This is a genomic window from Aminobacter sp. SR38 (assembly GCF_014843375.1).
GTDB classification, from domain to species: domain Bacteria; phylum Pseudomonadota; class Alphaproteobacteria; order Rhizobiales; family Rhizobiaceae; genus Aminobacter; species Aminobacter ciceronei.
This window is the reverse complement of sequence record NZ_CP062112.1, coordinates 5,408,934-5,422,409: the sequence shown is the minus strand read 5'-3', so window position 1 is coordinate 5,422,409 and position 13,476 is coordinate 5,408,934. Positions and strand designations below refer to the sequence as shown.

11 protein-coding genes and 1 tRNA gene are annotated in these 13,476 nt (G+C 61.3%); 6 read left to right on the top strand and 6 right to left on the bottom strand.

What is annotated here, in order from left to right; translation table 11 throughout:
• Nucleotides 1–21 precede the first annotated feature (21 nt).
• Together purB and IG197_RS26520 are read left to right on the top strand one after the other, a co-directional pair.
• Nucleotides 22–1,323: an adenylosuccinate lyase gene (gene purB / locus IG197_RS26525; RefSeq protein WP_192315872.1), complete on the top strand. Its 1,302-nt coding sequence runs from the start codon at nucleotides 22–24 to the stop codon at nucleotides 1,321–1,323.
• A gap of 8 nt (nucleotides 1,324–1,331) precedes the next feature.
• On the top strand, nucleotides 1,332–2,057 hold the full coding sequence (locus tag IG197_RS26520; RefSeq protein WP_192315870.1) for a metallophosphoesterase: 726 nt from the start codon (nucleotides 1,332–1,334) through the stop codon (nucleotides 2,055–2,057).
• Between the two features lie 27 nt (nucleotides 2,058–2,084).
• On the opposite strand, the gene IG197_RS26515 is transcribed toward IG197_RS26520, so the two are convergent.
• Together IG197_RS26515 and IG197_RS26510 are read right to left on the bottom strand one after the other, a co-directional pair.
• Complete coding sequence (locus IG197_RS26515; RefSeq protein ID WP_192315868.1) at nucleotides 2,085–2,375, bottom strand: putative quinol monooxygenase; 291 nt, start codon at nucleotides 2,373–2,375, stop codon at nucleotides 2,085–2,087.
• A 99-nt stretch (nucleotides 2,376–2,474) separates the two neighbouring features.
• The gene (locus tag IG197_RS26510; RefSeq protein WP_371746495.1) at nucleotides 2,475–3,377 is read right to left on the bottom strand and encodes a VOC family protein; all 903 of its coding nucleotides are present in this window, start codon (nucleotides 3,375–3,377) and stop codon (nucleotides 2,475–2,477) included.
• Between the two features lie 596 nt (nucleotides 3,378–3,973).
• On the opposite strand from IG197_RS26510, the gene IG197_RS26505 reads away from it, so the two are divergent.
• On the top strand, nucleotides 3,974–4,981 hold the full coding sequence (locus IG197_RS26505) for a GGDEF domain-containing protein (RefSeq protein WP_246340646.1): 1,008 nt from the start codon (nucleotides 3,974–3,976) through the stop codon (nucleotides 4,979–4,981).
• A gap of 79 nt (nucleotides 4,982–5,060) precedes the next feature.
• On the opposite strand, the gene IG197_RS26500 is transcribed toward IG197_RS26505, so the two are convergent.
• The 4 genes from IG197_RS26500 to rpiA all read right to left on the bottom strand — a co-directional run bounded on the left by IG197_RS26500 (nucleotide 5,061) and on the right by rpiA (nucleotide 9,438).
• Nucleotides 5,061–6,434 (bottom strand): class II 3-deoxy-7-phosphoheptulonate synthase, encoded by a 1,374-nt coding sequence (locus tag IG197_RS26500; protein ID WP_067961301.1) that lies wholly within the window; start codon nucleotides 6,432–6,434, stop codon nucleotides 5,061–5,063.
• Nucleotides 6,435–6,591: 157 nt separating this feature from the next.
• Entirely contained in the window at nucleotides 6,592–7,986 is a 1,395-nt protein-coding gene (gor, locus tag IG197_RS26495; protein WP_067961298.1) for a glutathione-disulfide reductase, read from the bottom strand.
• 177 nt (nucleotides 7,987–8,163) lie between these two features.
• Nucleotides 8,164–8,721: a DUF2059 domain-containing protein gene (locus tag IG197_RS26490; protein WP_154383972.1), complete on the bottom strand. Its 558-nt coding sequence runs from the start codon at nucleotides 8,719–8,721 to the stop codon at nucleotides 8,164–8,166.
• A gap of 18 nt (nucleotides 8,722–8,739) precedes the next feature.
• Nucleotides 8,740–9,438, bottom strand: coding sequence for a ribose-5-phosphate isomerase RpiA (gene rpiA, locus IG197_RS26485; RefSeq protein ID WP_192315864.1), 699 nt, complete (start codon nucleotides 9,436–9,438; stop codon nucleotides 8,740–8,742).
• Between the two features lie 145 nt (nucleotides 9,439–9,583).
• Here rpiA and IG197_RS26480 point away from each other — a divergent pair, with 145 nt between their 5' ends.
• The 3 genes from IG197_RS26480 to IG197_RS26470 all read left to right on the top strand — a co-directional run bounded on the left by IG197_RS26480 (nucleotide 9,584) and on the right by IG197_RS26470 (nucleotide 13,431).
• The gene (locus tag IG197_RS26480) at nucleotides 9,584–10,267 is read left to right on the top strand and encodes a phosphoglycolate phosphatase (RefSeq protein WP_067961289.1); all 684 of its coding nucleotides are present in this window, start codon (nucleotides 9,584–9,586) and stop codon (nucleotides 10,265–10,267) included.
• Nucleotides 10,268–10,334: 67 nt separating this feature from the next.
• A tRNA-Val gene (locus tag IG197_RS26475) sits at nucleotides 10,335–10,409 on the top strand.
• A gap of 1,126 nt (nucleotides 10,410–11,535) precedes the next feature.
• The gene (locus tag IG197_RS26470; protein ID WP_192315862.1) at nucleotides 11,536–13,431 is read left to right on the top strand and encodes an LTA synthase family protein; all 1,896 of its coding nucleotides are present in this window, start codon (nucleotides 11,536–11,538) and stop codon (nucleotides 13,429–13,431) included.
• Nucleotides 13,432–13,476 lie beyond the last annotated feature (45 nt).

Here is a 13,476-nt window from a genome sequence, read left to right as displayed (position 1 = left end):
CACAGCTGGACGAGCCCCGCCATGATCCCTCGCTATTCCCGGCCCGAGATGGTCGCCATCTGGTCTCCCGAAACCCGGTTCCGGATCTGGTTCGAGATCGAGGCCCATGCCTGTGACGCGTTGGCCGAAATCGGCGTCATCCCCAAGGAAGCCGCGAAGACGATCTGGGAAAAGGGCGGCGCCGCCACCTTCGACGTCGAGCGCATCGACGAGATCGAACGCGTCACCAAGCATGACGTCATCGCCTTCCTGACGCATCTCGCCGAATTCGTCGGCCCGGATTCGCGTTTCATCCACCAGGGCATGACCTCGTCCGACGTGCTCGACACCTGCCTCAGCGTGCAGCTGGTGCGCGCCACCGACATGCTGCTCGCCGACCTCGACGCGCTTTTGGCCGCTCTCAAGCGCCGCGCCTTCGAGCACAAGGACACCGTCACCATCGGCCGCAGCCATGGCATCCATGCCGAGCCGACAACCTTCGGCGTCAAGCTGGCGCTGGCCTTCGCCGAGTTCACCCGCTGCCGCGAGCGCCTGGTGCATGCCCGCGAGGACATCGCCACCTGCGCCATCTCGGGCGCGGTCGGCACCTTCGCCAACATCGATCCGCGCGTCGAGGAGCATGTCGCCGCCAAGCTCGGCCTGAAGCCGGAGCCGGTGTCGACGCAAGTCATCCCGCGTGATCGCCACGCCATGTTCTTTGCCACGCTGGGCGTCATCGCCTCGTCGATCGAGCGCCTGGCCACCGAAATCCGCCATCTGCAGCGCACCGAGGTGCTGGAAGCGGAAGAGTATTTCTCGCCGGGCCAGAAGGGCTCGTCGGCAATGCCGCACAAGCGCAACCCTGTCTTGACCGAGAACCTGACCGGCCTCGCCCGCATGGTCCGCTCCTATGCCGCGCCGGCAATGGAGAACGTGGCGCTCTGGCACGAGCGCGACATCTCGCACTCGTCGGTCGAACGCATGATCGGCCCGGATGCCACCGTCACGCTCGACTTCGCGCTGGCGCGCCTGACCAACGTCATCGACAAGCTCGTCGTCTATCCCGACAACATGCTGAAGAACATGAACAAGTTCCGCGGCCTGGTGCACTCGCAGCGCGTGCTCTTGGCCCTTACCCAGGCCGGCGTTTCCCGTGAGGACGCCTACCGTCTGGTCCAGCGCAACGCCATGAAGGTGTGGGAAGAAGGCAAGGACTTCCTCGAGGAACTGCTGGCCGACAAGGAAGTGACCGCTGCCTTGCCGGAAGCGGAGATCCGTGAAAAGTTCGACCTCGGCTATCACACCAAGCACGTCGACACGATCTTCAGCCGCGTTTTTGGATAAGGATCTGCATGCGCCTGGCTGTCGTCTCCGACATCCACGGAAACCTCCGCGCGCTGGAAGCCGTCCATGCGCGCATCAAGGACAGTTCCCCCGACCTGACGGTCAATCTGGGGGACTGTCTCTCGGGACCGCTGTGGCCCGAGGAAACCGCGCAATATCTGATCGCCGAGAACTGGCCGACTGTGCGCGGCAACCACGACCGGGCACTGGCTGATATGTCGGTGCCCGATCTGGAAAAGGTCGACGGCTTCACCCACCAATGCCTGTCCGCGGCATCGTTGCAGTGGGTTTCGGCGCTGCTGCCCACCTTGCGCCTGCCGCCCGACATCCTGCTTTGCCATGGCAGCCCTGAAGACGACGAGGTTTTCCTGCTCGAGGAAGACGGTGGCGACCATTTCTTTCCGTCCAATGAGAGCCAGATCAAGCAGAAGCTCGGCAAAGTCGATGTCGGATTGGTCCTGTGCGGCCACACACATACGCCGCGCGTCGCCCTGATTTCCGGCCAGACAATTCTCAATCCGGGCAGCGTCGGCGTCCAGGCCTTCCCCGGCCTCACGGTGACGGGCAGCCCGCATGCGCGCTTTGCCATCGCCACCCTGGAGAAAGGCGCGTGGAGCTTTGCCCACCATGTCGTCGCCTACGACTGGAGCGAAGCAGCGCAGCGCGCCGAAGCATCTGGTTTCGCCAGCTGGCGCCACGGCCTGCTGACAGGTTATGCGGGAAAGCGGGCCTGAGGCGCAGACGCCAGACCGACCCCTGACCTATGCAGCGAAGGCGTCCATCAGGATAAAGGTGGGATCCAGGCGCTGGTGCCTGTTGATCAGCGGCACCAACCGCCTGAAATGTTCGGTCGCGCAATGGATATCGAGCGCCGCGCGATCGGGCCACAACTCGATGAAGACGAAATGCCCCGGATCCTTCTGGTCGACGAACAGGTCATAGGACAGGCAGAGCGGCTCCTGCCGCGTCTTCTCCACCAGTTCGGCATAGAGCGGCCGCACGATCTCGACGAACTCAGGCCTGATGAAATCCTGAGCAATGACTTTCAGCATGCTTGTCCCGGTCCTGCATGTTCATTGGCCGAACCGCCGGTCTGGCGGTTCGGCCAATGGCTTAGCACAGGCTCCGGCCAGTTGCTGTCAGGAGGAAAGTCAGCCCGGCTGGCCAGGCACGGCGCGGATGACCGTGCCCCAGGGGTCCTCGTAGGTCGAAGCGGCCTTGGCGTCAGCCGAGCGCATCTCGACCCAGGCAAGGCCTGTCAGCGAGGCGTCGCGCCTGCCGGCACCCGGGCTCTGCCAGGAATTGGCGCCGATATGGTGGTGATAGCCGCCCGAGGACAGGAAGACAGCGCTGTTGCCGTATTCCGCTACCGTGTCGAAGCCGAACTGGCTGTGCCACCAGCGGGCCGCCGCAGCGGGATCACCGACGCGCAGGTGGACATGGCCGACGATGCTGTTTTCAGGCGCGCCCTGCCAGCCGGCGTCGCTGTCGGGCACCTCTGATACGATCGAGCCGATGTCGAGCTGCCTGGTCGCCATCTCGACCTGCGCGCCATTCCACTTCCAGCCATCACGCGCGCGGTCGGAATAAATCTCGATGCCGTTGCCTTCCGGGTCGGTGAGATAGAGCGCCTCGCTGACCAGATGGTCGGAAGCGCCGTCGACCGGAATGCGCCTGTCGATGGCATGCTTGATCCAGCGGCCGAGATCGGCCCGGCTTGGCAAAAGGAATGCGGTGTGGAACAGGCCGGCGCTACGCGGATCGTCTGGCTTCGCTGCCTTGTCGGCCTCGATGTCGAGCAGCGCCCGGCTGCCGGCGCCGAGCGTGATCGTCTCGCCGTCGCGCTTGAGTTCCTGCAGGCCGACGACGTCGCGATAGAAACTGGCCAGCGCATTGGCATCGCGGGCCTTGAGGCCGACGCGGGAAACGCTGATCGGGGTCGTCGCGGCAAAGGGAATGTTGCTCATCCTGGGCTCCGTGTGGCCGGCCCGCACTCCCGCACCCAATGCGAGAAGTGCCGCGCTGCCAACCAGTTTGCGTCGTGTCAGTTCCAAAATCCACTCTCCGGCCAACACTGCTGTTTTTCTCCAGCCATAGATCGTCCACGCGCATCGTTCACACAAGTGAGCAAAGACCGAACACGTCGTTCAACGATTCGATATCAATCTAAGACAGTAGATGACCTCGCGCAGCGCGCCTTTGGCCGTGAAGCGCACCGCCCCACACAAACATGAGCCCTTGTGCAGATTATCCATTGCATACTCCTCCAATTGACCGACAGCCATATTGATCTTGACTGGGGCACAGGACATGAATGTTTGCGACATGATCGATGCTGGCCAATGTTGCGGCCTCGTCTGGCACAGTGGGAATTACACCCTCTGGTAGAAAAATACCGGCAACAAGGCTGGAAATTAAGGAAACCTTAGCCAGCCTAAATTAGAGCTGATTACAAGTGATGGGCGCAGAGGGGACCTGCGCCGCCGCAAGCATTTTATCTCACGCCGCTCGCGCCCCCGTCCGATTGCACGTCAGCCTTCCGGCTGGCCATGCAGACGGCCGTCTGGCCAACTGAAACGGGACATACATGCAGTCTGCAGCCGCCCCGACAGAACGAGGCAACGATATTGCGAGTACTGTCGTGGCGACGATGAGCCAGATGGGCGTCATTGGACTGCCGCGCAATTACGAGATCTTCTACGAAGCACTGACCGGCACCAACGCGGCCCTCAGCCTGGAGGTCATCGCACTCGGCAATCGTCCGACACAGGAGCAACTCGACCTGATCGGCCAGAAGTTCTTTGCCCAAAACCATGGGCAAGGCATCGTCGAACATGCCCGCGAAATCCTGGCGCGAGAGCTGGAAGGCGTCGCCAACCTGCTGCGCAACGAGCAGACGCATCTGGAGCGTTATGGCAAGGTTCTCGATGAGACGTCGAGCGGCTTGAACAGCCGTACCGCCATGTCGCAGGAACTGCTGCAGAAAATCGTCGGCGTGATGGCGGTTGCCACCGCCTCGAAGATCGATCACGGCAAGCACGTGGCAACCGCGCTGAGCGACAAGTCGAGCGAACTCGAAAGCGTCAAGTCGAAGCTCGAAGAGTACAAGAAGCTTGCCGATACCGATCCCCTCACCCACATCTGGAACCGGCGCGCCTTCGACCGGCGGATCGCCAAGATCTATAACGACAACAGGGGCGTGCTGTTCAGTGCGCTGATCCTGGCCGACATCGACCGTTTCAAGGACATCAACGACCGGCACGGCCACCCTGTGGGTGACAAGATCCTGCGGATCATCGCCAGCATCTTTCAGTCCAGCGTCCACCGCGACATGTTCGTGGCCCGGACCGGCGGTGAGGAGTTCGCACTGATCGTCGAAGGCACCACTGAGGAAGCGACGTTCGAGATCGCTGACCGCGTTCGCCTTTTGGTTGCGCAGACGCAATTCAAGGATATTCAGCCGGGCGTGAACTGCGGCCAGGTCACCGTTTCGATGGGTGTGTGCATGGCCTCGGATGCCGATAGCGCCGAGGACCTCTACGCCAAGGCCGACCGGGCACTCTACCGCTCCAAACTGATCGGCCGCAACCGCGTTACACGCTATTCGACGATCGCCGAGCGCCAGGGCAAGAACTGGATGCTGTACAAGAAGGACTGAGGCGCATCGCCATCCGTTCAAATGAAAAAGGCGCCGGTCAGACCGGCGCCTTTTCGATTCTGCAACCGCGTTTTGGCGATCAGGCGTTGACGGCTTTCTTCACTGGAGTCGGTGCGCTCTTGCGGAGCAGTTCCGACACGAGGAAAGCGAGCTCGATCGCCTGGTCGGCATTGAGGCGCGGGTCGCAATGGGTGTGGTAGCGGTCCTGCAGTTCCTCGGCCGTGATGGCACGGGCGCCACCGGTGCATTCGGTGACGTTGTTTCCGGTCATCTCGACATGGATGCCGCCCGGGTGCGTGCCCTCTGAGCGGTGGATGTCGAAGAAGCTCTGCACTTCGCTCAGGATGCGGTCGAATGGACGCGTCTTGTAGCCGGCAGCGGTGATCGTGTTGCCGTGCATCGGATCACATGACCAGACGACCTTGCGGCCTTCCTTTTCGACGGCGCGGATCAGCTTCGGCAGGTGCTCATCGACCTTGTCGTGGCCGAAGCGCGCGATCAGCGTCAGGCGGCCTGCCTCGTTCTCCGGGTTGAGCAGGTCGATCAGCTTGAGCAGGTTGTCAGGCGTGATCGACGGGCCGCATTTGAGGCCGAGCGGGTTCTTCACGCCGCGGCAATACTCGACATGCGCGTGGTCGACCTGGCGCGTACGGTCGCCGATCCAGATCATGTGGCCCGAGGTGGCGTACCAGTCGCCCGAGGTCGAGTCGACGCGGGTCAGCGCCTGCTCGTAGCCGAGCAGCAGGGCTTCATGGCTGGTGTAGAAGTCGGTCTCACGCAGCGCGTAGTTGGTCTCCGAGGTGATGCCGACGGCCTTCATGAAGTCCATCGTCTCGGTGATCCGGTTGGCCAGCGCTTCGTAGCGCTCGCCCTGCGGACTGTTGGAGACGAAGCCGAGCATCCACTTGTGCACGTTCTCCAGGCTGGCATAGCCGCCCTGGGCGAAGGCGCGCAGAAGGTTCAGCGTCGCCGCCGACTGGCGGTAGGCCATCTCCTGGCGCGCCGGATCGGGAATGCGCGACTTCTCGTCGAAAGCCGGGCCATTGATGATGTCGCCGCGGTAGCTCGGCAGCGTCACGTCGCCCTTGGTCTCGTTGTCGGACGAACGCGGCTTGGCGAACTGGCCGGCGATGCGGCCGACCTTCACCACCGGCTGCGCGCCGGCGAAGGTCAGCACGACCGACATCTGCAGGAAGACGCGGAAGAAGTCGCGGATGTTGTCGGCACCGTGTTCGGCGAAGCTCTCGGCACAGTCGCCGCCCTGGAGCAGGAAGGCTTCGCCATTGGCAACGGCAGCAAGCTGTTTCTTCAGCTTGCGCGCCTCACCTGCAAAAACCAAGGGGGGAAAAGATGCGAGACGAGCTTCCGTTTCCACGAGCGCCGCAGCGTCCGGATAAGCCGGGACCTGCTGGATCGGCATGCTTCTCCAGGAATTCGGGGACCATTTCGTCATGTTCGCACCTAATAAAGTTCGCTAACGGGCACCTCACCCGCGCCACAACCCGCCATTGCGGGAACGCGGCTCTTTACACGATGAGGAGCCCCTAATCTACCCCGGAACACGTCCGAGATCGAACGTTTCCCTGCGGCAGGTCCGAGAGGCGACCACGTCAGTTGTCGACGCGGACGCCGTCTTTCACCAGATAGGTCGGCTTGTACATCGTCACCAGCTCTTCAGCAGCCGTCGGATGCACGGCCATGGTGCGATCGAAGTCGTCCTTGGTGAGCCCTGCCTTGAGCGTAATGCCGAGTAGCTGCGCCATCTCTCCGGCGTCGGGGCCGAGCACGTGAGCGCCCAGGACAAGCCGCGTGTCGCCGTCGACGACCAGCTTCATCAGCATCTTTTCCTGCCTGCCCGACAGCGTGTGGCGCATCGGCCGGAAGCTGGTGCGATAGATCTCCAGATGCCTGAACCGCTTGGCGGCGTCTTCCTCGGAGAGACCGACGGTGCCAATCTCGGGCTGCGAGAACACAGCTGTCGGGATGCAATCGTGGTCCGGCTCAGTCGGATTGTCCTTGAACGCCGTTTCGACGAAGCACATTGCCTCATGGATGGCGACAGGGGTCAGCTGGACGCGATTGGTGACGTCGCCGACGGCCCAGATGTTGTCGGCGCTGGTGCGCGAATACCGGTCGACGACGATCGCGCCCTGCTTGTCCATCTCGACGCCGGCGGCCTCGAGGCCGAGGTTCTCGGTGTTGGGTGTGCGGCCGATCGCGAGCAGAACCTGGTCGACGGTGAGCATCTGGCCGGTGTTCAGTGTGACGTCGAGACGGCCATCGCCGCGCTTGCTGACGTCCTGCGAAACCGAATGCAGCAAGATCTTGATGCCCTTCTGCTCCATCGTCTCGTGCAAGGTGCGGCGCAGGTCCATGTCGAAGCGGCTGAGGATTTCCTTGCCGCGATAAACCAGCGTGGTGTCGACACCGAGGCCATGGAAGATGTTGGCAAATTCGACAGCGATATAGCCGCCGCCCTCGATCATGATCGCCTTGGGCAGTTCGGGGAGGTCGAACACTTCGTTCGAATAGATGCAGTGCTCATGCCCCGGCAGTGCGGGATGCACCGCAGCCCGTCCGCCGGTTGCGATCAGGATCTGGTCGGCGGTGACGGTGCGGTTTTCATCGACGATCCGGATCGTGTGGCTGTCGACCAGTTCGGCACGCGAATGGATCGTCTCGCCGCCGGAACCTTCGACATTGCGCTTGTAGATCGCCTCGAGCCGCGAAATCTCGCGCTCCTTGTTGGCTACAAGCGCCTTCCAGTCGAACTTGGCCTCGCCGACCGTCCAGCCGTAACCGGCAGCATCTTCGAAATGCTCGGGAAACTGCGAGGCGTAGACATAGAGCTTCTTGGGCACGCAGCCCCTGATGACACAAGTGCCGCCGAAACGGAACTCTTCGGCAAGTGCGACGCGCTTGCCGAGAGCGGCCGCAACACGTGCCGCACGCACACCGCCCGAGCCGCCACCGATGACGAAAAGATCGTAGTCGTACTGGGCCATGGGTGTCCTTCCTACGGGAGAGCAGTACGCCAACGACGCGCGCCGCTCTTCTAAGTCCTTGAAACTGCGCACCGCACGGGATGCGCCTGTGATGCGGTCACAGGTAGTGGCAGAGACATCAAAAGAAAAGCCCGGCGAATGCCGGGCTTTTGCATCGTGACCGTTGGTCGCGGCTGATCAGTTCGCCGGTGCTGCCGGGGCTGCGGGCGCAGCACCCTCGGCCGGAGCCTTGGTGCCGATGACTGCCTTGAGCTGCTCACCCACCTGCTCGGCGAGATCGCGCGCGATGCCGTTCTGCCAGATCTCGGCAGCCTTGACCAATTCGCGCGAGGCGATCGGGCCGTTCTCGATCAGCTTCTTGCCGGCTTCCGAATTGTAGAAAGCAGCAATGTCGTTGAGGTTCTGTTCGGAGAACGACTTTGCGTAGGCGAGCGCTGATTCCTTTTCGAGATCGGCACGGCGGGCGGCCAGCGCCAGCGTCTTTTCGTCGACGGTCTGGGTGATCACTTCCTGCATATCGGGATTCTGCTGGATCAGCTGCTGCTTAAGTGCCGCGGCTGCCTGCGGCAGGATCGAATCGAAAGAGTCGGTCGCGTGGATCGAAGCGATCGCAGCATGTGCCGCCTTGAGGTGGGATTCGCTGATTTCCTGCGCCTGGGCCGAGAATGCGACGGCCGCGAATGCCGAAGCCGCCACCATGACGGAGAAGCGGCGAAGCCGGTTTATCGAAATCATGATGAATAGAACTCCTGTTTAGCGTGCCGGACGAACGGTTCTGACCCCGTCCGAGCCGGCGATGACGGCAACGGTGGCCAGCCCCAGAAAGAGACCGTGCTCCACGACGCCAGGAATGGCGTGCAGGGCATCCGAAAGCGCTCTTGTATCTGGAATGCGGCCAAAAGATGCATCGATAATGAAATGTCCACCGTCGGTTACGAAGGTCTCGCCGCCGACTTTGCGCAGCACCAAAGGCCCCGAAAGCCCGAGCTTTTCCGCAGCTTTCGCGATGGCGATCTCCGTCGCCTTGAGGCCGAACGGATTGACCTCGATCGGCAGCGGGAAGCGCCCCAGCGTGTCGACGAGCTTGGTCTGGTCGGCGATGACGACCATGCGCGTCGACGCCGCGGCCACGATCTTCTCGCGCAGCAGCGCGCCGCCGCCGCCCTTGACCAGCGTCAGCTGCGGATCGATCTCGTCGGCACCGTCGATGGTGAGGTCGAGCTCAGGCGTCTCGTCGAGCGTCGACAGCGGAACCGACAGCTCGCGGCAAAGGGTTGCGGTGCGTTCAGACGTCGGCACGCCGATGATCTGCATGCCGTCAGCTACCTTCTCGGCCAGCAGCCTGACGAACTCCTCGGCCGTCGAACCGGTACCTATGCCAAGGCGCATTCCGCTCTCGACATACCCCAAGGCGGCGCGCGCCGCCTCGATCTTCAAAGCCTTGGCATCCATGACTTGTTCGCAAAATCCTCGAATATCAGGCTTGGCTCCTAGCATTTTTGCCCGTTGGGTCAAAGGCTTTATGGCCCGGGCTTGCGTCCTGCCGGGTCCAAGGCTATCGCCTCCTGCAACGCACAACTCCACAAAAGGCGGAGCCATGTCCAAGCCGATCATCGTTTTCGACCTCGACGGGACGCTCGTCGACACCGCCCCCGACCTTTTGGACAGCCTCAATCACACGCTCGTCGCCGGCGGCCTCGCCGAAGTCGACGACCGGGCGTTCCGCCGCTTCGTCGGCCAGGGCGGCCGCATCATGATCGAGCGCGCCTACAACGCCCAGCAAAAGCAGCTGGCCAGTGTGGAGCACGACCGCCTGCACGACATCTTCCTCGATCACTACACGGTCAATATTCCGGGTCGCTCGCTGCCATATCCCGGCGTGGTCGCCGCGATGGACCGCTTCACTGATGCCGGCTACCTGCTCGCCGTCTGCACGAACAAGTACGAAAACCTCGCCAAGGGGCTCATCCAGGCGCTCGGCCTGTCCGATCGTTTCGCCGCCATCACCGGCCCGGAAACCTTCGGCATCCGCAAGCCCGATCCGCGGCACCTTACCGAAACCATCGCCAAGGCCGGCGGCGACGCGTCCCGCGCCGTCATGGTCGGCGATTCGGTCACCGACATCGACACCGCAAAGGCCGCCGGCATTCCTGTGGTTGCCGTCGATTTCGGCTACACCGACCGTCATGTCAGCGAATATGAGCCGTCGGTGGTCATCTCGCACTACGACGAACTGACGCTTGGCATGGCCCAGAAGCTGATAGAGGCGGCAAGTCGCTAAAGCCGCCTTGACACCACTCCCACCCCTCCCCTATATCGCCGTCACGTTCGGCTCTCGGGCCTCGGACGGGCGATTAGCTCAGCGGGAGAGCACACCCTTCACACGGGTGGGGTCATAGGTTCAATCCCTATATCGCCCACCATTACCTTGGCCCCTCCGCAGCCGTCTCCAAGCAATACGCACAGTCATGCCAAACGATGCCGGAACGTGTACGATTCTGGCATCGAATTGATATGGCCCGTTCTCCTTCCGCAGATCTGTCGACGCGCAAGGAGATGTCATGAGCGAAGATTGGGAAGTGTGACCCGAGCCGCTGGCTGAAAACGTGCTGTTGGCCGAGGGCCATACGATCATCTGGCGACCGAAGGTCAAGCTACCCTGGCGATTGCCAGCACGGCCGTCCCGCGTGTTGATCGAACATGATGTGTTCTGGCCGGCTGCAAGTGCGAGAGGGACCGCACGCGGTTACACTTACCACGTGAAGGCGGTCGATGATCAGGCGGACGATCCAGTTGAGCGTGCCGTCGAGCCTGGCCGCCGCCGCGCCTGGCGGACTGGGAGCCGGAACCAAGCTGGCGCTATGGAAAAACCGGCCCCTCTGGTTCGGGCTCAGTCGGCGTCACAGGCTTTTCCCTGACCTGCCTCTCCGGCCGATCGCTGCCTTCAGCTGGCTTTGCCGCACGCCCGCAGTTATCGCTCTTTCGATAGGTGGCAGCGCCGCCCGTTTCGGTTTCGCACCGCCGCCTATCGGTCTGGCAGGCCGTCAACAGCATAAGTGACGCAAGGACGAGAATAATCTTCAGTACAGAAGGCATGCATTCCTCCAGACACACAGCGAACCCTTGCCGGCACCTTAGGTACAGCAGATTACCACAAGATTATATTGTCACATAATTTTCAAATAACATCACGTAATACGCATAATAATATTTTCCAATACATCTTTACTCCAAGTCAGAACGCCAAATCACAGTTCGATATCCGAATACATAACCGAACAACGGCAATGCCGCTCTCCCTTACACGTCCCGGATCACTGGCGACGAACACTACGCTACCTGCCCCGATCAGGAGACAAACGCAGTCTCCGGCAAGATGGGACCAGAATTCGTCGTTTCGCCGTTACGATATTCGTGTCATTTGCCGTGCGACGGTAACCAATTCAACTACCTGGACTAAACATCGAGACCGGCCAATACATTGCCACGCGCGATTCGAATAACCTGAGAGACTCTGTTTCTTGATGTGATTTTCCAGACGACCTGCAGATGAAATTTACAGATATTCTTTTGAAGCGAAGCTACGAGCTCTATTTCGTGGTTATCTACGTTTTGTATCTCGCCCTCCTGCTGATTGCCCTGCGAGAGCGGAATCCGGCATTCACCGTCGACGTCACCACAATCTTGCTGCCGGCGATCGAGCTCGCGTTCTTTTACGTGCTGGGACTTGTTGCCTTGCATGCCCAGCGCAGCGGCTGGGTGGCCTTGCCGGCGTTGTTCGTCTCTCTCGCCGTGCCCCTGCTGGTGATGCTGATCTATCTGGTGCAGGGATTTTCCGCCTATCTGTCGGGGCACTACATCTCCGTTCTGGCGTTGGAAAACCACACCGACGGCAGCCAGTATGCGGCAAAGCCCCTGTTCTTCGTCATCGCAGCCCTTGGCTTCGGAAGCTGGATCTGCCTTTCGTTGTTCGCCCTCAAGGCGCGCAAGCAAGCGGCGCTCCACCGGCCCGGAAAGAGCTTCGTTTTCGCCGCGACACTTGCCTGCCTGCTCTTTGCCGGCATGTTCGACAGCTCTTCCTTCACCGAAAGAACCCTCGATCTCCGTCCGGATATGGCTCCGGCCACATCTCTTGCCCGCAAATTTCGCGATCTGCGCAGGGCCCGCAACAACCTCTCTGACATGGCCGACACGCTGGATCGGCAAGGCATCAGCCTGCCGATCAACGAGCACTACCCTCTGTTGCGGGATCAGGCCTATTCCAGCCCTTTGTCGTTTGGCGCGGCACAATCGGCGTCAGACAGGCCCAACATTATCGTGGTCTTTGCCGAAGGGCTGTCTGCCCGCTTTCTGGGAACCTATGGCGGCAAGCATCAGGGATTGATGCCCAACATCGACCGCTTTGCCGCGCGTTCAATGACTGTCTACAACTACTTCAGCCACACTGCGGCAACCTATCGAGGAATCCAGGGACAGCTGGTTTCCGGATATCCGAGGAATGGCGGCGCTGAAAGCGGCGGCTGGGAAGCCGAAGGGGAAAACAACACAGCGCTGCTCACCAGCATCAACTACCGGACGATACCAGACATCCTGCTGGACCGAGGCTACAAGACGGCATTTCTGTCCTCCAGCCCGCAGGGCGCCAGTTTCAACGCCATGCTGCGATCGCTCGGCTTTGACACCGTCTACGCCGTGGAGACGCTCCCTGAACTTTTGGGTGGCAGACCCGCAGCACTCAGTTCCGGCACGTCTGACGCAGCCGACGCGGAGATATTTTCGGGCCTGAAAGGCTTCCTGGAGAAACAAGCCTTAAGCGGCAACAAGCAGCCGTTCTTCGTTGCGACCTACAATGTCGGCACCCATGCGTTCCTGGATTCCGACAGCGCCGGCGTGACCTATGGCAGCGGTGATAACCCCGCGCTGAACAGGATGCACAATTTCGATGCGCAGCTTGGAAAATTCCTGGACTACTTTCAGAGCTCGAGCTTTTCCGACAATACGATCCTGATCATCACTACCGATCATGCGACCTATCCTGAACCCGCAGTGGTAAAGGCCCTGCAGGGGGACGACTACCAAGCCTATTTCGTCGACCGCATCCCTTTGATCATTCATCACAGCGGATTGGCTCTGCCGGCGACCTTCGACGCCGACTATCGCACGTCGGTCGACTTCGCCCCCACGCTGCTGCACTTGCTTTCGTTGCAGGACGCCAGGAACGCCTTCATGGGATTTTCGATTTTTGAGCAAGCGCCCGCGCACCATGTGCCGTTGGCCGCGATGGGAGAGGAGTATTATTACATCGGCCCGCATGGGATTTCGAAGGCGACAGGGACGGCAGATGAGGATGCGAAGCACTTGGCCTATCAAAACTACGTCCGGATGTATTACTGGCTCGAAAGCCAGAACCGGGTGTTCCCGCCTGAAGAAACTGCATCGAATTGACCGGCACCGACCGTTCTGCGATCAGCAGGCGAGCGGGAAAATATC

What these genes read in the sequence shown, in the direction of transcription:
- rpiA (WP_192315864.1), bottom strand. Translation starts at nt 9,438, where the DNA reads ATGGATGCCAAGGCTTTGAAGATCGAGGCGGCGCGCGCCGCCTTGGGG.
- IG197_RS26500 (WP_067961301.1), bottom strand. Translation starts at nt 6,434, where the DNA reads ATGACGAAATGGTCCCCGAATTCCTGGAGAAGCATGCCGATCCAGCAG.
- IG197_RS26470 (WP_192315862.1), top strand. Translation starts at nt 11,536, where the DNA reads ATGAAATTTACAGATATTCTTTTGAAGCGAAGCTACGAGCTCTATTTC.
- purB (WP_192315872.1), top strand. Translation starts at nt 22, where the DNA reads ATGATCCCTCGCTATTCCCGGCCCGAGATGGTCGCCATCTGGTCTCCC.
- gor (WP_067961298.1), bottom strand. Translation starts at nt 7,986, where the DNA reads ATGGCCCAGTACGACTACGATCTTTTCGTCATCGGTGGCGGCTCGGGC.
- IG197_RS26520 (WP_192315870.1), top strand. Translation starts at nt 1,332, where the DNA reads ATGCGCCTGGCTGTCGTCTCCGACATCCACGGAAACCTCCGCGCGCTG.
- IG197_RS26490 (WP_154383972.1), bottom strand. Translation starts at nt 8,721, where the DNA reads ATGATTTCGATAAACCGGCTTCGCCGCTTCTCCGTCATGGTGGCGGCT.
- IG197_RS26480 (WP_067961289.1), top strand. Translation starts at nt 9,584, where the DNA reads ATGTCCAAGCCGATCATCGTTTTCGACCTCGACGGGACGCTCGTCGAC.
- IG197_RS26505 (WP_246340646.1), top strand. Translation starts at nt 3,974, where the DNA reads ATGAGCCAGATGGGCGTCATTGGACTGCCGCGCAATTACGAGATCTTC.
- IG197_RS26515 (WP_192315868.1), bottom strand. Translation starts at nt 2,375, where the DNA reads ATGCTGAAAGTCATTGCTCAGGATTTCATCAGGCCTGAGTTCGTCGAG.